Raw genomic sequence first — 18,669 nt, forward strand, 5'->3', positions numbered from 1 at the left:
GAAGATGAGTTTAATATATTGTTTTTTATATACAATTATCGTTTTTCAGTTGCCGTGTTAACAGTGGTTGATAATACTAGGGTTGTTTTGAAGATTTTCACCTCAAATTCCGTAATCAATGACAAGTCATAGGATTTGGAATTGGCCCCACCGCTACCGGTTGCGTTCTCATCAGTCACAACGCGGCGAAAAGAGGGCCACCAGTTCTGTGGTCGCCGCACAATTTTGGACCGGCACCGAATCGCGCGAGGCCACCTTCGCCAACCCATGCGTCAGTCGGCGGAACACTGTCATCGCCAATCGCGGCCGCCGATGTGATTTAGCAGGCACGCATGGACCGGACAGTCTATGGCAGCGAGACCGCGCTCGACACTGCGCGGCCGATCCTCTATGGCATGTCCGAGGTCGAACGATCGCCTGTAGAGCTTCCAAGCCGTCGACGTTTCAGGCTTTCAGTCGAAGAGCAATCGTCAGTACAGAGCTTCCGATCACCATGCTGCCTGTCCCACAAATCGCACTCGAACTCATTGGCGCGGCCAAAATACGGGGCAAGATCGACCTTTCAGGTGGCTACAACAATAGTGTCTGGAAAATCTTCTGCGATGATCGCAGCTATATTGTAAAGCGATACCGCTCGGAATGGCTCAAGAACAACGAAGCAAACGCCATTTCGGTTTTAGGCCCGCACCGCCACGCCCCGAAGGCGATCTACGCCCAATCCGCGCGTGTCCTAATCTGGCCGGACGATGGGCTGTTTCCTCCCCGAACTTTGGACGAAGCCTATGCCCGGTCGATGGGATATGCGTTGCGCACGATACATAGCGTAAAGGGCGGCGTTCCAGTCCGCTACGTCGACCGACCGGAATGGCGAACCGTCAACCGGATCGGCAGTGCAGCCCAACGGACGGTAGGTTATTCAATACCCGTTTCCGGCCCTGTTCACGGAGACGTGCGCTTTGGCAACACGCTGGCCGACGAGACGGGGAGGTTCGTCCGTTTTAGCGATTTCGAGGAGTTCGGACAGGGCGATCAACTGGCCGACCTTGTGCTAGGCCTAGTGGAAGCAGGATGCGCGCGGCCCGATTTGCCCGACGATGCAATTCGATGGACACTCGCGGGCTATGCCGATCCGGACGGCGCCGGGCTCCCCCATCCATTTTCGAGCAAGGAAGTCCGGGCCGCTCTTGCGCATCACTGTTTCAAGGAACTCACGGCTTGGGCGAAGGCCGAAGCCGCGCCCAAGCTGTTAGAGTACTACGAGGCCGCGCGGCAACCCGTTCTCGACGCGATCACCACACTGGACATTTGAGCGCGTTTTCCTCGGCCAATCGCGCTACGGCAGCTTTGTCGGCTTGTGAGGGATGGTTTCCTCGCCACGCCTGATCTTGTTCATCAGATTGCAGGTCTTGCAGGTCCCGCATTCCGTCGGCGTTCCATCCGCTTGCCAGACCGGCGACCGGCATGTCCAGCAAAGGCCAGTCAGTTCAGGCCCCATGTAGTCCATCTGCTCCCGCTTCGGGATCATCTCAAGCTGAAAGAAACGAGGGGCCGGGTTCGGATAACAACTGGCTGCGACGGCGTTGAGGACGTGTTCAAACCGTTCAATCTCGCGGGGACCATAATACTCGATCTCCTCCTCCAGACATGTCCCGGACGTCCAACGATCGATCCCGAAGCCACGGTCGATAAGGAATGAGTTCGCAATCACCCCTACCTCGAATCCGACCGACATGTCGTCCATCCCGAACGCCCGGAAATGCCTGCGGTCGATCGTACTTTCCGTATAGACGAAGTTGCGGACCGAACTGCGGAGAAACTCGACGATCCGGCGACAAGCGGCGTCTTCCGCCCGGTGCCGTCCCTCCCGGTTAATGAAATGGATGTGGTGCGCGATGATCTCGTCATCGCTCTCCCGAAGCAAACGATGCAGCGCGTAGACACTGTCGATACCTCCGGAGAACATAACGAGCGTTGCTTGACGCCGCCGGACAAGCGCCTGTTTTCCGCGCCGATCCCGGGCCAGCGTCAGGGTATTCTTCCTCTGTGTCGGCGCCTCTTGGAACGGGTTCTCATCAAGGTCTTCGGGAAAGAAGTTGAATTTCACGGGCTCGCCGGAATGTGGCTGTTCCTTCTCGTCGATAAGCTTTTCCATACCGGATGGAAGATAGTGGACCATTGGCACGGGCGGCTTTGTTGCGACAAGGATCTGCAACGGAAACCCGGTTTCCAACGGCCCATGCACCACACGGGCGCCGAAACCGACCTCTTCGAGGAGGTTGCCGATCTCGGCCTCAGTCGTCGCGAGAAACTCGCCCTCAAGCTTTTGAACCGTGCCTTCCAGCCCCAACCGCAAGTACTCTCTTCGATACAGCCGGGCTCTGGGCCTACCGTTCCAGTGTCGTCTTTCAACGAAGACGAACTGCCCGTCCCGATCCTCACAGAGTACAGGTCGAGAGACGAAGGCATCGGGGTCGGTCGCCAAAAGAGCCCTATAATCTTCGGTGCCGAGCATCAATATCCCGCCGGGTCGCAGGGCCCGAAACATACTCGACAGCAGTTCGACCTGCGCTTCCTTCGTCAAGACTGTCGAGAAAGCGCCGTTGAGGACGGATAGGCCGTCCACTTGACCTTCATGCTCGCTTGGAACGCGAAAACCATCAACTGTCTGGAAACGGACTCTCTCGCCATAGGAAGGGCCAAGCCGTTCAGAGGCCCACTCCAAGGCATCAGGGGCCGGGTCGAGCCCCAACACCTCGTAACCGCTGCGAAGAAGTGCCGCTGTGGACAGTCCCGATCGGCATCCGACATCAACCACAAGACCGCTTGGCAGTCGCTTTCCCAGGGTTGCCTGAATCGCATTCTCGTAGCGCTCGACCGCGCCTTCCAAGGGGCCATGGATATGAGCCAGCCAGGGGCGCCAACCGCTGCCCGCAAGGGCCATGATGTTTTCTGGAATGTCGTGCAACGCAATTTGCCTATTGTTTGCCGCGGTCCCGTCAAGCCGCCATGCCCACACGATGATGCACGGCTATCGTGTGAACGGAATAGAGCATCGGAAAAGCCTCGGCAATCGCCTGGGACAACACCTGCATGCCAATTCCGCCTCACAAGGTTTCTCTACCGCGCCACCAGTCTGGCGGAAGCGCCGCTAGTAGGGCGTCGCTTCTCCTGCCGATCCCTTTGCCCCCTTCCCTGCTGCTTTGCGGCTAGGTTCTGCAGATCGTCCTTTCAGCAACCGCTGCACAGCGACGCAGCTTCTGGGCGGTGAAATAGTATTCCGGCGTATCGTGATCCAGGATGAATGTTGCCTTATAGGGCCCCCGTGCTTCGTCATGAGCCACCAAGCGAGCCAAAACACCCGGAACATCCGCCTTCCGGTTCGGATACAACCCTCGCAATAAGGCAACCGCGTTCCGATAGTGCGTGGCTTCGTCCCTATTGGCATGGCGGACCCACCGCCCCGCTGACGCGTCGAGTGAGTCATACAGGGCGTAATCGCTCGCATAGGCCTGCACGGTCACACGTTCATCGTATGCAAGCGCAACCAGGAACTCGAAAGGGGTGTCCAAGAAAGGTTCCAGAGCTGAGAAATCGGGCTTGCGTTGGCGCATTCGGGAATGAATGCTTTCTTGAGACTCCTCGGTCACGGCACTCAGCAACTGCCGGAGACCCAGGTAGTGATTCTCTTCATCCTCCAGCCAGGCAGAGAGAAACCCCGCTATTTCCTGCGGCCAAGACTTCAGGTCATCCTGCAAGAAGTCATAGAGATGCCGCGCGTCGTACTCCGTCGCGACATCGTTCTCGAAAATCTCCACCGCGGCCTCCCGCAGATCGGCCGGAACTTCCAAGCATTCGGGGAGTGTCGCCAGAACCTGCTCCGACCGCCAGGAAGTGCCCCTCCGCACACGGAGAATGGACTGTTCACTGTTTTCGTACACTTGCCTCTCCCAGTTGAAAGACTGTCATGCCGCCGGGAGGGTATTGGTCAAGAAACCGCCCCGGTCGTTCGGCCAGGATCGTATGCCCGTTCGCTTTCCATTTTCCCATGCCTCCATTGCCAAAACAAGTTACACAGCGACCATAGGTCACTCAGCGCACTTCTAGTGTCCCTAAAACAACGATGTTTCGGCTCGCTTACCATTCTTGAGTATTTTATGCCGATTGCCCTAGAAGGTATACATCTTGTAGGAGAACACAAACAACGGCCCCTCGGAAGGAAACCCGATGCGCAAGCAACCAATAGCCCGGTTCGTCCGGCCAGTGAAACGCATCCTGTTCCTTTCGGATATGATGCCGGAGGCATATGTCGGGCTTACAGCAAACGACCGCCCGTCCAGTTTCGAAGCCCATACCGCCTCCCATCTCTATAGGGCCCTGACCTCCACCGGCGTTGACGTGCTGGCGACTTCGCGACCCGAGGACATCCTCACCTACAAGGGTGAGGTCGACTTCGTCTTTTCCGCCCGGGCGAGCTACGACTATCCAAGCGTCGACGTGCCTGTCGCCTCGCTCTGCGAGGTCGCGGGGCTGCCATGTCTCAACGGCAATACTTTCGCCGTCGCCATGGCCCGGGACAAGGCGCTCAGCAAGCTTGCCGCGATCCGCGCCGGCGTTCCCACCCCGGACTGGGTGACGATCCAACCGGGCGATGCACTCGACCGGCTGACCGAACTTTCATATCCCGCAGTGATCAAGTGGACCGTCGGCGGGAACTCTTTTTCCATCGCTGGCGATGGCCTCGTCGCCTCGGCCGAGGAAGCCGTCTCGGTGGCCCGGAAGTGGCAGCGATCGGGCCTCACGGTGATGGCGGAGGATTTCGTGCCCGGCGCAGACCTGATCGTTGGCGTCATTGATCGCGGTGCAAAGGGCCTGCTGATAGGCAAGGTGGTAAGGGTCGACACCGACCACCCCGAGAACATACAGACCTACGAACACAAGATGATTGGCCGGGGCGTTCGACGGCGGACGGTCCTGACCGACAAAGAACTGTATAAACGTATTCATGACCTCGTCCATCGCCTCTACGACGAGATCAAGCCGCTCGACTGTTTCCGAGTCGATTTCCGCTGGAATCAGGAAGAAGACAGCCTGCACTTTTTGGAGGTCAACCCGACGGCAAATAGCGAGCCCGAGTCGATTTTTGTCCAATCGCTCGCCAGAGAACCAAAGAAGCACAGAGCGGTCATGCTCGCGGTTCTTGACGCCGGTTTGAGCCGGCATGCCCTCCGGCTACCTCGGCCGGAGGATGCCTCTCAGGCAATCCCAGACCGCGAACCGGTTGGCGGCCCGAAGGTGAACAGTCCAGCCGCCCAGGTCACGCACAAGCCGCTTCGAAGGCTGCTTTTCCTCGCACAGTTCGCGCCTCTGGGACCCGAAACCATGGCTGAGTTCGATCAGGAATGGGGCAGCCTCAGTCGCTACCATCATCAGCTCTACCGGACCTTGGTTGAACTCGGCCTCGATGTCCTACCGGCGCGGCACCCTGAGGATCTGATCCGCCTTCGGGACAAGGTCGATTTCGTCTTCTCCGTCTACGAAGGCGCGCGCTTCCCAAGCACCGAAGCGGTCGTCCCCGCAATGTGCGAAGCCGCCGGCCTTCCCTTCCTGGGCGCACGGGCAGGCGCCCTCGCCCTTGTCGCCGACAAGCAGCTCTGCAAACTCCTAGCTTCACGCCTCGGGATTCCTACGCCCAATTGGATACGGATCGGACCGAGGGAAACCGGCTTCGCCCTGGACACCCTGAACTACCCATGCATCGTGAAATGGCAGTTGGGCGCAAACTCGGAATATATCGACGGGGACTCGATCGTCGCGGACCCGGCAGCGGCCTCCGCGAAGGTTTCGGAATTCCAGGCCCGGGACCTTCCCGTCATCGTCGAGGAATTTGTGCCCGGAACCAATCTGACCACCGCCGCTCTTGCCTCCCAAGGCGGGTTTCAGGTCGGTCAGACGATCCGGACAGACACGGACGCACCAGGCAACATCCAGACCTATGAGCAGAAAATGTTCGACAAGGGACGGCGTAGCAAATCCCGCTTCGATGACGCTTCCGGAAACGCGCGGATCCAAACCTATATGGCGAAACTTCATGAAGAGCTCCGCCCCGTAGACTATTTCCGCGCAGATTTCCGATACAACGAGGCGACCGGTGAGATCTTTTTCCTAGAGGCGAACATCCAGTGCAACCTTGACCCACTCGGCACCTTTTGCCTTTCGACCGTGGGCGGCCCCGATCGTTATCCGGACCTCGTTAGAGATATCCTTGCGGGCAGCCTCATGCGACAGGGGCTGAGACTCCCAGAGACGACCTTGAGGGCCGTCCCGTCCCTCGCCTAGAAAAACATGACGCACGCCGCACCTCTTGATTCCCACAGTAGGATTCGTTTGACCCGTCGGGTGGTCCGGTTCTGCAGCTTGGTTTGCTGATTCTTCTCACGTCCTTGGACAACGTTGGTCAGGGTTGTCTTCGTCATGCGCAGAGTATCCGCCGCCCGCGGAAAATTGGTCCAACGGAAAACGCCCAAGCCTTCTTCAACGCATTATCATTCGAATTCTCGAATGTTGTAACCGATTTATTGCACCTTGGACGCTCAAGTAATGGCCCCTTATGGAGTCTCCACGACAGTCACAAGGCCTGTCAAAGAATGCCGACCTTGTCGTAGGCGGCCTTGATTGCATCGGCAGCCTCACGAGCCCTGGCGGGCAACCCGCGGAAGTATGTGGCCGCAACGCTAAGAAGCGCCGCCCGGCAGTCCCGGAGCGTCGCGCGGCGGCCCAACCGGAGGAGCGTGTAGTAGTAGAACAGCCCGATTTCGTCCGGCGACAGAACGTGATCGCCCGCGGCGTTCTTTTCCATGAACAGGTTAAAAGCGGCCTTGTTGTGTATGTTGCTGTTGTAGTGCACGCCACCGTTGTCATGGTGAGTTCCGAGATACTTGCGCTTGCTCCAATGATCGGGGTGCGATGTCCTTGCCGGGTCACTCATGTCGCGCATAGGCCCACCATTCGATCCCAAGCCCGATCCGATCTCCCAATTCCAGTTGGCCAATGCGTTCGGTTCGCCCGGGTACCAGTTCGCGACCATCACGCCGAATATGTCACTGAACGATTCGTTCAGCGCGCCGGACTCGTCACGGTAAACCAGGTTGGAAGTCGTCTCCGTTATGCCATGCGTCAACTCATGTGCGATGACGTCCAAATACCGGGCAAAGCTTTCATAGCTACCGTTCGGCAGGGCCGATTGTCCGTACCACATCCGCTTTTTCCACCAGACCGCATTCCGCCAAGCCATGCCCGGTCCATGGGCGGAGTAGGTGCAATTCACGACGGATTCAAGGCGCATGCCCTTGTCGTCGATGCCTTTCCGTTTGAGGACGTCGTTGAAGAAATCGAAAACCAGCGTGGCGTGATAATGCGCGCTGACCCCCGCGGTCGCCGTCGATCCGAAATCCGCTGAAGGGTTGTCGATCGGCGCGAGCGGCGCGGGCCCTTGAATGTCATTGAAGTTGTGATCGAAGGTGACGATGTTCCTTTGCGGATCAAACAGAATATAGGTGTTGTTCTTCGTTTGACCGTGGAACTGGCGGCGGACGCTGACCTCATCATCGCCTTCACACAGGACGGGTACGACGGTGGGGCCCGAACTGAAGAAGTAGACAACCTGCCCATCTTTCGCATCAACCAGATAGTCGTAGGTCAGCCGCACTTCCCGCGGTGAAACATCGGCTAGCCCATGGCCGTGCTGCCCGTCCGAGCGGGTCATCACGTCGGCGACCTCTCGGGGAACCGCCTCGACGTCCTTGAAGTGATAGGTGAGATGCCACTGACTGCCCTCGGCTTCCGCGAAGTAGCACAGCTTGGGAGGGTCGATAGTGTCGAGCGGCGGACAATGCAGCGTCGCCTCCTGAATCGAGGCATAGGCCTGTGGAATACTTTTATACGGGATTGGATCCACGTCCGGCTCGCTCGTGAGTTCGGCGTCAAAGGAAACCAGTTCCCGCGTTCCGGAATCGATTTCCACAACCGCATTCGTCCCGAAAATAGGCACAGTACGGTGCTGTTGGCCGAAATGCAGCGTGCGTGTTTCGGCGCGCTTCAGATCCTCGTCCCGTGTTCTGACCAATCCCGGCATGACAGCCGGAAGGTCAGGCCCGATCGCCGGCAGCAGATCGGCGTCTTCCGTTTCAGAAATGAAGCGCTCGGCGTAGTAGCGGGCGGCCTCTTCATCCGTGCCGAAGGCAAGGACCGTATCCGCCGTGGCTTCGTCCGTGAACGCCTCCGTCACAAAGCCCGGAGCGATTTCGCTCATGGCGTCCATACGATCAGCAATGTTGTACATCAATTTCTTGAAATGCGCCGCCATATCACCCTCCTCTCGGCGAAAGCCTCGGCGGCGGTGGCTTCCAGCTTCATCATAGCAAGCCACCACGCACCGAGTTGGATTTCAGTTCAATTGATTGCGGAAAGGCACTCTTCCGCCACACCCAGCTTGGCCAGCACCTTCTGAGCAAGAATTTGCATCTTGGCTGCTTCCTGATTTGCGTCTTCCACAGCTTTTTCGATGTCGGCGAGGTTTGACCTCAGTTGATCCGATGCGCCGTCTTGAAGGGAGGATCCACCTAGAATTTCCGTCATGATGGCCGCCCTTTCTTCCGCTGCGTCGGTCTCGTCCACGACGTCTTTCGCGTCCTCCATCACTTTTTCGGCCGTCTTGCGGATCTCCGCGAACGCACCGGACATATGCTGATTTAGCGCATCGGCCGCCGCGGACGGGTCGACGCGGGCCTTTGAAAGCTGTTCATTGACGGCCACGATAATCACGCTTACCGCAGAAACGAGCTTGGTTGCCCGCGTATTGATTGCGGCCTCGATCTGGCTGCTGAGCGCATTGACGCTCTTTAAGGTGTCCTTTTCTGCATCCCGGACATTGGACAGAGCTTTGCTATACAGCTGGTTCCCGGCTCCGGCGCTCGCTCCGAATTCATTCAAACCGAAGGCTGGCATGACGGAGACATTCGGCACTGTCACGTTATAGGCCTTCAAGTCTTCGGCAATTTTGCCGAGGGTCTCGGTGCCATCGTCCACCACAGCTCCCGGTGCAACACCCGCCGGAGCACTCGAATCTTCCAGCACGCTGAACGAAACGGCAGCGCAGGTAATCGCTGCCTTGCCCGACAAATAGGCCTCTTTGCGGGCGGAAACCGGAACAAAGGCCCGGCCGGCCGCAGCGGATCCACCTACCAGCCCGGCACCGTAGATGGCATCGACATGCGAGTCGTATAGTCCGAAAGCCAGGCCGGCGATTCCTGCCACGACCATCGCCGTACCGGTGAAGAAATCGAACTGTTCGAGTTCGTCGACCCGCTCCGAAAGCTCTTTCTTCTTCGTGTCCGCATAGGCAAGAGCTTCTTGGAAAGTGATTTTCGTATTTCCAAGGTCCCCAAGACTGTCATCAATTTGTTTGTTCATCAAAGCGCTGCACCCGCCCAGCGATAGGGCCATGGCAAGCGCCGTCCCGCGAAGGGCATGGGTCCGTAATCTGGACCGGCCCCCATGTTGGTTTATTTTCCAAAGCATCGACGTTCCCCTCATCAAATGATCGAATACCCGCGATGAGCTGCTGGAGCCTGGGGCGCTTCCTAGAGAACATCAGGCGTGGCGCCGCCGCATGACGCAGGGATCCAACCCCTACGCGGGAACCTGTGAAGTCTGACCCGGCAAGGGGGAGCGGTATGTGAATACATTCACAAATCCCGCACATTTTTAGCGAAGGGAAGAAATGCCCGGCGATGCGACCCACGGTCATCCCCGTATGGGAACGCCAAAACGGCGTCCCGTACGGACAATACCTATCGCTAGTCCGGCCGGCGGTGCTCTTGCGACGGCCTATTGACCCTGAATTTCACGCGGCCACGACCTTTCCGCTTTTTGGACGGTGTCCGAACACGCGCATGATGAGTTTCATGGTGGTGAATATCGGTTTCTTCGACACCGGCGCATCGGAGAATTCCGTCCCTCCCGGACATTTCCCCATCGGCGAGGAGCCCCGCAACGATCCTGGTAACCTGTGGTGCTGCGACACTCGTCCCGTTCAATGCCACGACCGAACCGCTTCGCGTCCCGGCGGCAAGAATCCCAAAAAGCGCCAGAGATTCCTCGCACGGCGCCATCGTATCAGGGCCCGTGCGATGCGGTGTCGGGCGTCGTGCCTGACGCACGATCGGTCCACCCGCCGAATAGCGCGCCGCCTTCAATTCCTTCCTGACATATCCTCCGACGACGATTGTTTCCTGCCCTGTGGCAATACCGCTGATATTCCCTTCGCGCCGGATTAGACTGACGCTGTTGTCCTCTTCGATCCAGGCGCCGGAATTAGGGTCGAAAACATAGTAGCTATCGTCAACGAAGTAGGATTGCCGACCTTGCCGCTTGTACCCGAAAGGGCTGTCATCCCAATGAATCCAAGCGTCGATTCCTTCAATCGGGCGGTCGGTGAGATTCTTGATCTTGATCGTCCAGTCACCGCACGGCGCCGGTTGCGTAGGCGGGTCCGGCAATGCCTGATCGAAATCAGGCATTTCCGACGGAATGACGGCAATTAGAAAACGTCCTCTCGCCGTGTTCGACCGAGCCTGCTCATAGGACACCTTGCAGAGTATTTCGTCGCCGAGCGGTTTCCAGGCGAACCCGCACCGATCCTTTGCATTGCCAACCGGGCCGCTCTCCTCGCCATTTGGTGGGCAGACCGTTATTTCGACTTCGGCATTGTTTGCCGATTGCATGTCGGGGGCCAGCCAGATCTCCATGAAACTGAAAGTCTTGTCGTCCGCTGAAATCCGCCATGTCAATTTGGCTTCGGAACGATCTGGATTCGTGCTGGGGGCCAGGGAGACACGACTGTGGATCCGCGACAGATGGCTGTTGCCGGACGGAAGGACAATCTCCGTCGGGACAATTTTGTGTTCTTCTTTGAGGCTGTTTCGCCGCTCCAAAATCCGTTGGTCCAGCGCAAGTTCCACAGGATGCGTGCCGTCGTGCGGCCCACCCCGAATTCCGGAACTGAAATTGATCGTAACGGGAAGATACTTGTAGCCGCGGGCCTCGGCGATTTCGGCCGCACGCGCGAATACGTAATCGACGGCATCGACTAGATATTTTTCAAGCCCCAACCCTGACGTATCGGCTATCATGACCGATGGCAATTGTACGCAGATGATCGGTCGGGTTTCTTCCCGTTCCTCGCCTTCCCCGCTCGGTTGGCTTGGCGGCTCTCGCATGTCGTATCCGCAGGCTAGGTCCATGACATGGGCGCCATGCGATGTCCGCCACGCGGCAGCCTTGTGGCCTTCCCGTCGAAAGTCGGTCAGGCCGGCCTGCGAATAGACTGCGTCCTCGTCGACCAACCCTGCGAACTCGTTGCATTTCAGAAGTTGGTCGATATCGGCCTTGGTCAGTTCACGGCCGTAGTCGACCCCTGCGTCCTCCGCACCGCGACAGGCCCCGTCCTGCATCCAGAAATACTCCACCCGCGACGCGCAGGTATCGCTGCGGAACCGTTCATTCGCGAAAGCGATGCCTTCGTCGATGACCCCAACGATACAGACACCTTTCGGATCGATGCCGCCTGCCCGACCGATGCGCCCGTCCCAGCCGTTGTGGCCGGCGTCGTCCGGCTTGCAAACAGCATCCGCCGGCAACTTCTGGCCAAGCATGATGCGGTCCGTCATTTCGCGCAGGTCATCGTCCGATTGCACAAGGGCCAGAAAGGCCTTGTCGCCGATCGCCGGGATCTGACGACGGCCCGGATGCCCTACGATGAATGACGCCGTGTATAGGGAAGAGAGTTCGAAAGTGAAGGATGGCGCCTCCATGGGCGAGACATCAAAACCCGCGAGTTTTGCCCCACCCAGCTCACTCACGCGCCTGATAAACTTCTCTAACGTCGCGCCCGGCGCCAAACTTACCAGCATCGGCAGCAGCGTTGCCGGATCCGTCGCACCAGGCTCGAAGTCCTTGAAGACGGGAGGGAACTTGTAGCCCGGATCCATTATCCAATCGACGTAGGAATCTAGGGGGGCTAAAAACGTGAATTCATGCCAACTGCTGGACATCGGTCAATCCTCGAGAAGAGTTGAAACAATGGAAGGCGCCAGGCGCGCTAGCTGTCGCCGTTTTCGGGATCGTCCGCGATTTCCGGACAGACCATTTCTTCCCATTCTTCCCGCGCTTTCTGCCAAAGCCATTGCAGGGCGACAGACTTTTCGCCGATCTCCACTTTTTTCTTACCCAGTTCCGCGTATTGCTGAGCTCTGTCGCTCAAGGCCAGTTCCTGTTCGGCAACATTGTAAAAATCAGTCCACCGAAAATCCGTATCGTGGTTGATCGGATATTCCGCACCATGGAAAGTGCTTTCCGTGAATGTAACGTTGGTCTGAGGCTCTCCACACAGAGCGACGATGTACTCGCCGAGCGTGAGCCCTAGCAGTGCACCGGCAACGCTGTCGACCGGGAAATGGACCCCGGCAATAGTACGGTTGACGGCGATGCGAGAAGCTTGGCGCATGAGTTGCTGGACCCAGCGGTCCTCCTGAATTTTGGGATGAATACCTGTAAAGAGTTTCACCAGGATATGGGCCGTCAGGAACGCCTCTGTCGCATGGCCGCTGGGCAGGGTTGGATGCAGCGGCGAAGGGATCATCGGCTGAACCTGCGGTGAGTATTCGTGGGGCCGACGGCAGGCCATCGCGTATTTCAATCGCTCCGTGATGCCCAAAGAAAACCGCAACGCGGTCAGTATCAGTTCGATGGTCCGGGGCATCCGGTCTGGATGGAAAAACAAGATTGAACTGAAGAACGCGTCCGGCACGCCGAGCTGAGAGAGAATTTCCGGTGCTCTTTCGGGACGCAGATCCGAATAACTTTCAAGATAGCGAAGCTGATCCAGAAAAACCGCCTGTGTCGGCCTCTCAAACTTGATGAGCTCTTTGTATTTGACCGCCGGAATGCCCGAACTACCGGAAGCCCTGTGCAGATGCCAGATATGCATCGTTCTGGGCATGCCTTCTCCGCCCCCGGCCGCATCCGCGGCAGCACCGAAACCGACGCGGGAGTTCAGTTCGAACTGAAAGATCGCCGCACGGTCAACGGGCGACAGCCTTTTGAGGTGGTCCTTGTTCTCTTGGCAAAACGGTGTTGGAAGCTGATCTATCTGCGGCGAAATCCAATGCCCTGCGATACCGTCACGATTGGTGATCAATGCCCCGGCGGACGCACCACCGCCTAGAAACCCTGAAACGCCGGTCACGCCTGTGACCCCTGTAACCCCCGTAACGCCAGTAACGCCTGTGACCCCGGTGACCCCCGTAACGCCGGTAACCCCCGTCACCCCCGTTACTCCGGTTACTCCGGTTACTCCCGTTACCCCTGTATTGATACTCATGACTTGCTCCCCTCCTTGGTCGACCGCACAGCGGAAGGCCCGAATGCGACATTTCCCACTCTTGATACTTCGGAACCATGTGCCCCACGGCTCCACCCCTCTGTGAATTCATTCACACGGCGCACAAAAAATAGCCGCCGGCCGTAATTCCCTCGGCGAACCCGTGCAAAACGACGGCAGCGGCGTTTCAATCCGGCAGGCCCGCGCCCTTCAGTGCATCTGCCCATTCGCTGCCGATCGGGAAGGCCGCGCTCGGCGATCGCTGTTTCCAACCGGAAACCGTGAAACCCGGTTCCAACCGCAGGAGTTCTTCCGCGGTCCTTGCCGCTCTTCGTTCGTAGCCGAGATTAAGTTCCGATATCAGTTTCGCGCGAAGTGTCGATGTGTGGGCCGGATTGTTGCGAAGGGAACGCTGGGCAAAGACCAACGACATGTCGTACCGGCGCGCAGCCAGAAACGCCGTCGCGGCCAGGGATTCGAAATAGTAACGGTGCGGGTCGAGCGGGGAGAGGCTCAGCGCGCGCTGCGTATGACCCACGGCGAGATCCCCCTCGTCGCGAAAAGCGTGCAGGGCCCCCTTCAACAGCCAGGCGATCGGGTCATTCGGATTGGAATGAACTGCTTCCTGGTATCGGTCGTAGGCGGTATCGAGATCGTGGAGCACATGGGTGTGGACCAAACCGTCGATCGCCAGGGCGAGCGAACTGGTCGGGTCCGAGTCCAAGGCCTGCTTGCAGTTTTCCCTGGCCATCCTGGAATCTTCGTCGACATCCGTCGACCAACCCTGATGCGTCCGCATCACGTGCCATTTCGCGAGCCATGCCCTGGGCACCGACTGTCTTGTCACCCTCTTCGCGACGGTTTCGAGCATCTCATGTGCCCGCATGAAGTCTTCCAAAGACGGGCTGTGCAGCAAGTTCACACCGGCAAGCAGCAATGAATAGCTTTGCAGGTTCGGTAGTGGAAAGGTGCGCGCGCGCATCAACTCGTGCGATAGAATGGAGTTGCTCAGATCCGCGACGATTCTGCCGATGGCCTCTCCGTCGCCCTGCAACACATCCTGCATTCGAAGCTCAAGCCGCTGCGCCCAGACGACCCTTTCCGCGCCTGCTTCGACCAGTTCGGATTCCAAGGTTATCGTATCCCCATCGGTCCGATACTGACCGGCAAGAACGTAGTCCACGTTCAGTTGCTCGGCGAGATCACGCGGAGTCCAGTCCGTGTTCCGAAAAACCCGGGTCGAGAGCCTGGAGATCACATCCATTTGCCGCGTGCGGGAAATGGCATAAATTATCTCCTCGGCCACGATATCTCCGACCGCGAGGCTTGAACCGTCCCGCTGCCTCGTTTCGAAAGGCACCACGGCGATCGACGGAACCAACCGGCTCGACAATCGCGATACGTCAACGACCGGTTTTGCTCCGGGCGGGCCGACGCGATAGGCACGGACCGGCGTCGCCAGATGCTTCAAATAGCAAAGGCCGAGATCCGCGATTTCTAGGTCTTCCGTCGGCGCAAGTTGCTTGTGGATAGTGCCGGAGACGACGCACTCTCCCGGGCCGGCCATGCTCATCAACCGTGCGCCCAGCATCGCGCCGCGGCCGTAGACGTCTCGTCCATCGACCTCGAAAGTGCTGACTTCCATTCCCATGCGAAGAAAGAAGTGGCTGGATTCAGGATGCCCTTGATTGAACCCGGCAATGACCTGCTGTAGGAAAAGCGCGGCTTCAACACCCATTCGCACATCGTCGAAATCGAGCAGAAGTCCGTCGCCGAGACTGTGCACGATACGGCCGGAATACCGTGGCAGAACCGCGTTCTCTACATAATCCACGAAGCCGCGCCAGCGAGAGATCGTCCCCCTCTCGTCCTCGACGAGCAGGCGCGTGTACTCCATGACATCCATGAACAACAAGGTTCGGACGGCACGGTAGCCGTCTTCGCCATCAGACATTCCCCGCCCGGCCATCTAGACCTCTCGCCGTGCCTGCCCCTCAACGACGAAAATGCGAATACGCTCGCACCCCTTTGCGGCGTAGACGCGATTTCACGGCACGCATCCCCTCTCGCACGCCAAGATTGCTTAAGACCAATTGTTCCCTCAGCGCCAACTTGCTACAGTAAATCGTCATTCTGTCAGAAACACAACGATGACGTTAGCACTGCCGCTAGCCGCACATGTTCGTTTCGCTTTACCGCGGCCAGGTCCTTGCGGTCCCGAACGCCGTCTCGATATCGAGTTCAAGAGATGTCTCATGCGGCCTCATTTTGAAAGAATGCGATGAACGCCCAGGGCGAGACACTGATCGATTTGGGCGCTATAGCAAAAACCCTCGACAATGGGGGGTTGGCGCGGACCGTATCCGTCAAGGAAGGACAATCCCTGTTCATTCAGGACGATCCGGGGGATGCTCTCTATCTGGTCAAATCCGGAACGCTCGAAGCGAATATCTTCGCCAGCAGCGGCAAGAAGCTGTCTCTTAACATCATGCAACCCGGCGATGTGATCGGGGAAATTGCGGTTTTGGACGGTGGGCCGAGAACAGCGACGGTTACCGCCCTGGAAGATGCCGAACTGGCCCGTGTCGATCGTACGACGCTGATCGACCAGATGCGAAGGAACCCCGACATCGCCCTTGAGTTGATACAGATTCTGTGCGGCAGATTGCGCTGGATCAGCCAGCAAGTGGAAGACATGGCCCTGCTCAATACGGAAAAACGCCTCGCGCGGCGCCTCATTCTCATCGCCCGCAAATTCTCCGATGAGAAAGGGCACCTAAACCTTTCTCAGAGCGAGCTTGCAGATTTCCTCGGACTATCGCGCGAGTCTACGAACAAAATTTTGCAAGGCTGGCGCAGCAAGGGCCTTATCGGTTTAGCGCGAGGCTCAATCGCCATTGTCGACTATGTCGGTTTGACGAAAATAGCAGAGTTCCAAGAACCATGAGTTTTGTTCCGGCCCATCTATTTGGGAAACGCTGATGCGCACCAAATGCCGAATTGGAAACAGCAAATAGTTCAGTTTCGAACGAAACGGGCCTCATTCCAAACCGATCTCTGGAAGCAAGAAGAACACAGCCCGGATCGTCTATTTTGCCGGTCGCATCGGTATCAACCGAACCCGGGAAAACAGCGAGACCCGCGTCAGGTAAGGCTACCAGCACATCCCTGTTCTACTGCGACGGGAGGGTCGCAATATCAGCTTGGACTAGACGCGTAGTTCCCAAATAGGAAGATCTCCAATTGTTTTTCTACTCGGGTGCACCAAAAGATTTTTGAATCCCTTCCTAGGGCGCAGATCCTTCTCGGTTTGCCGGGGCCGAGCACCCATCGTGCGGAATCCTTCACTGCGATGGACGACATTCAGGATTTCGCCTCATTGGTAGTGACCGTGCTTCTGCAGAACTTCAATCTGATAGCCATCGGGATCTTGAACGAAAAAGAACTTGGCTATGAGCGCTTCCTCGTCTTTGAACTCCACAATATTTCTGGGGTGTAATCCCTCGGCCTCGAACCTTTGGTGTTCCGCTTCCAGGTCATCGACAACGAAAGCGATGTGGCCGTAGCCTTCGCCGTGCGAATAAGCTTCGCTCTGTCCTTTGTTGATGGTCAATTCAACTTCTTGATCCGTTTCTTCACCCCGTAAATAGACCAGCGTGAAAGTGTCCTTGTCGAGACGCCTTGAGACCTTCATGCCGAAAGCCTTGGCATAGAATTTCACCGAGCGTTCTTCTTCCAGGACTCGGATCATCGTGTGAATCAGTTTTGCCATGGGATCGTGAGAGTGCCTTCGTGTTGTTGCTAAGGCCGGCCATTAGGTCGGCGCGGATTGTTCTTTCCGTTAGGTTACGGCCTTAAGCATCTGTGCGGGCTTTTCCGTCGAGACGCAATCGTGTTTTCCGTTTCGTCGCCATGGTCCCGCCGTTGGGGTACGGCCACTGAGAATACCGTTGTCCCTAGCCTGCCCAAGTCTTCGCGTGCGTTCAACTTGCCGCAACGAGATCCGGGAAGCGGATCGCGGATTTGGCAAAAAAAGGGGCGCCACGTGAATGGTTTCGACGCTGGTCACGTGGCGCCAGTTGGACTGGGAACACAGTCCGTTCTATGGTGCCGAGTAGGCTGTGTAGGTTTGGACGGCGATCTTTCCATCACTGACAACCAAGGTGTCCGTGCCCAAAGGCACCCAGGGTTTGGCCTCCCAGGCGATATAGGCGACCTCATTCGTCACCTCGGTGACTGTGATCTTGAAAGCCTCCCAAAGGCCGTCGGGGGCCGATTTCAGAAAGTTTTCGAAGAACGCCCGGATTTCCGCCCGGCCGCGAAATGTCCCGACATTCGAGAAGATGATCGAGTCGTCGGTATAGTCCGCCATCAATTCATCGACACCTTTGGCAAAGGCGCCAAGGTGATGGTTCAGAACCTGTGACGCCGCGCCCGAGGCAGCATCTTCTGCATGGCTATCATTCGTCATTAGCGCACCCGTGAGAATTGCGACAGCGAGCAGCGACGCCCGCAACTTCGAAGCAGCCATAAGCTTGCTCCTTCAAAAAGAGTGAGTTTCGATGCAGATCTCCGGCCTTGACCGAAGGTCGGCTTTGAAGAGAGAGCCGGAATCGGCGGAGGCCCCTTATCCCAGCCAGGCGGCTTGGGCCTGTTCCCAACCGACAACAGCGATTGGCGTGCCATCCGGCTGGATGAAGACCAAAGGTCCCAGGAATGTCATGTAGAACTCGCTATCGACGGGGAAGTAGGTCTTGTCGTGGCGCGCGTTGCATGACTCATAACCGTAGCCCGGTGCGACGGCAGTGTCGCCGCCGGCTTCCTTACCTCCCCGCACGTCCATCTTGCCTTTGGTAAGAAAATACTCACCCGGCCCGACATGGATGTGGGAGGCAAAAGAAGAGCCAGCGGGGCAGTCAAAAATGGCGGTCCAAGCACCGGCTTCAGGCGAAACGTGAAGGAGCTTCCAGCGGATACCACCAGGTCCGAAAACCTCCGGGAAGGGTTTCCAGTCGACAGCGTCCATCTGTACGTATTCTTCAGCGATATGCGTCTTCATGACGGTTCCTCCGGTTAGAATTGTTGTGCTTCAATCCTTAGCCGAGCCGTCGGAGCTTTGTATTGTCTGAGGCGGATCACCTTCTTGTCCCGGATGGCAGTCGTGACAGAAAGATTCCCGCTTTTTTGATGAAAATTGCCGCCATGTTTTTGTCTCAGTGTGCAACAAGACT

The 18,669-nt window shown here is 57.7% G+C and carries 13 protein-coding genes; 3 read left to right on the forward strand and 10 right to left on the reverse strand.

Going from position 1 to position 18,669, the window contains the following annotated elements; genetic code table 11:
- Positions 1–208 precede the first annotated feature (208 nt).
- Positions 209–1,309, forward strand: a complete 1,101-nt coding sequence (locus tag EOI86_RS10820; RefSeq protein WP_127765233.1) for an aminoglycoside phosphotransferase family protein — start codon at positions 209–211, stop codon at positions 1,307–1,309.
- 24 nt (positions 1,310–1,333) lie between these two features.
- Here EOI86_RS10820 and EOI86_RS10825 read toward each other — a convergent pair whose 3' ends face one another.
- Both EOI86_RS10825 and EOI86_RS10830 read right to left on the reverse strand, forming a co-directional pair.
- Positions 1,334–2,965, reverse strand: coding sequence for a methyltransferase domain-containing protein (locus EOI86_RS10825; protein WP_127765234.1), 1,632 nt, complete (start codon positions 2,963–2,965; stop codon positions 1,334–1,336).
- A 241-nt stretch (positions 2,966–3,206) separates the two neighbouring features.
- On the reverse strand, positions 3,207–3,938 hold the full coding sequence (locus EOI86_RS10830; RefSeq protein ID WP_127765235.1) for a ferritin family protein: 732 nt from the start codon (positions 3,936–3,938) through the stop codon (positions 3,207–3,209).
- A 286-nt stretch (positions 3,939–4,224) separates the two neighbouring features.
- On the opposite strand from EOI86_RS10830, the gene EOI86_RS10835 reads away from it, so the two are divergent.
- Positions 4,225–6,336, forward strand: a complete 2,112-nt coding sequence (locus EOI86_RS10835) for a D-alanine--D-alanine ligase family protein (protein WP_127765236.1) — start codon at positions 4,225–4,227, stop codon at positions 6,334–6,336.
- Positions 6,337–6,637: 301 nt separating this feature from the next.
- Here EOI86_RS10835 and EOI86_RS10840 read toward each other — a convergent pair whose 3' ends face one another.
- The 5 genes from EOI86_RS10840 to EOI86_RS10860 form a co-directional block, all read right to left on the reverse strand.
- Positions 6,638–8,362: a M4 family metallopeptidase gene (locus tag EOI86_RS10840; protein ID WP_127765237.1), complete on the reverse strand. Its 1,725-nt coding sequence runs from the start codon at positions 8,360–8,362 to the stop codon at positions 6,638–6,640.
- 86 nt (positions 8,363–8,448) lie between these two features.
- Positions 8,449–9,501 (reverse strand): hypothetical protein, encoded by a 1,053-nt coding sequence (locus EOI86_RS10845; RefSeq protein WP_127765238.1) that lies wholly within the window; start codon positions 9,499–9,501, stop codon positions 8,449–8,451.
- Between the two features lie 353 nt (positions 9,502–9,854).
- On the reverse strand, positions 9,855–12,110 hold the full coding sequence (locus tag EOI86_RS10850) for a S8/S53 family peptidase (protein WP_127765239.1): 2,256 nt from the start codon (positions 12,108–12,110) through the stop codon (positions 9,855–9,857).
- 47 nt (positions 12,111–12,157) lie between these two features.
- A complete protein-coding gene (locus EOI86_RS10855) occupies positions 12,158–13,438 on the reverse strand; it encodes a phosphatase PAP2 family protein (protein ID WP_127765240.1) in 1,281 nt (426 codons plus the stop codon).
- Positions 13,439–13,625: 187 nt separating this feature from the next.
- Positions 13,626–15,392 carry an adenylate/guanylate cyclase domain-containing protein gene (locus EOI86_RS10860; RefSeq protein WP_127765241.1) on the reverse strand — a complete coding sequence of 589 codons (1,767 nt, stop codon included), beginning with the start codon at positions 15,390–15,392 and terminating at the stop codon, positions 13,626–13,628.
- A 327-nt stretch (positions 15,393–15,719) separates the two neighbouring features.
- Here EOI86_RS10860 and EOI86_RS10865 point away from each other — a divergent pair, with 327 nt between their 5' ends.
- The gene (locus tag EOI86_RS10865) at positions 15,720–16,385 is read left to right on the forward strand and encodes a Crp/Fnr family transcriptional regulator (RefSeq protein WP_127765242.1); all 666 of its coding nucleotides are present in this window, start codon (positions 15,720–15,722) and stop codon (positions 16,383–16,385) included.
- Positions 16,386–16,814: 429 nt separating this feature from the next.
- Here EOI86_RS10865 and EOI86_RS10870 read toward each other — a convergent pair whose 3' ends face one another.
- The 3 genes from EOI86_RS10870 to EOI86_RS10880 form a co-directional block, all read right to left on the reverse strand.
- Entirely contained in the window at positions 16,815–17,210 is a 396-nt protein-coding gene (locus EOI86_RS10870) for a VOC family protein (RefSeq protein WP_127765243.1), read from the reverse strand.
- A gap of 330 nt (positions 17,211–17,540) precedes the next feature.
- Positions 17,541–17,969, reverse strand: a complete 429-nt coding sequence (locus tag EOI86_RS10875) for a nuclear transport factor 2 family protein (protein ID WP_205032172.1) — start codon at positions 17,967–17,969, stop codon at positions 17,541–17,543.
- 96 nt (positions 17,970–18,065) lie between these two features.
- Positions 18,066–18,497, reverse strand: a complete 432-nt coding sequence (locus tag EOI86_RS10880) for a 2,4'-dihydroxyacetophenone dioxygenase family protein (RefSeq protein ID WP_127765244.1) — start codon at positions 18,495–18,497, stop codon at positions 18,066–18,068.
- Positions 18,498–18,669: the final 172 nt, after the last annotated feature.

Origin of the sequence: Hwanghaeella grinnelliae (assembly GCF_004005845.1) — a bacterium.
GTDB classification, from domain to species: Bacteria; Pseudomonadota; Alphaproteobacteria; order UBA8366; family Aestuariispiraceae; genus Hwanghaeella; species Hwanghaeella grinnelliae.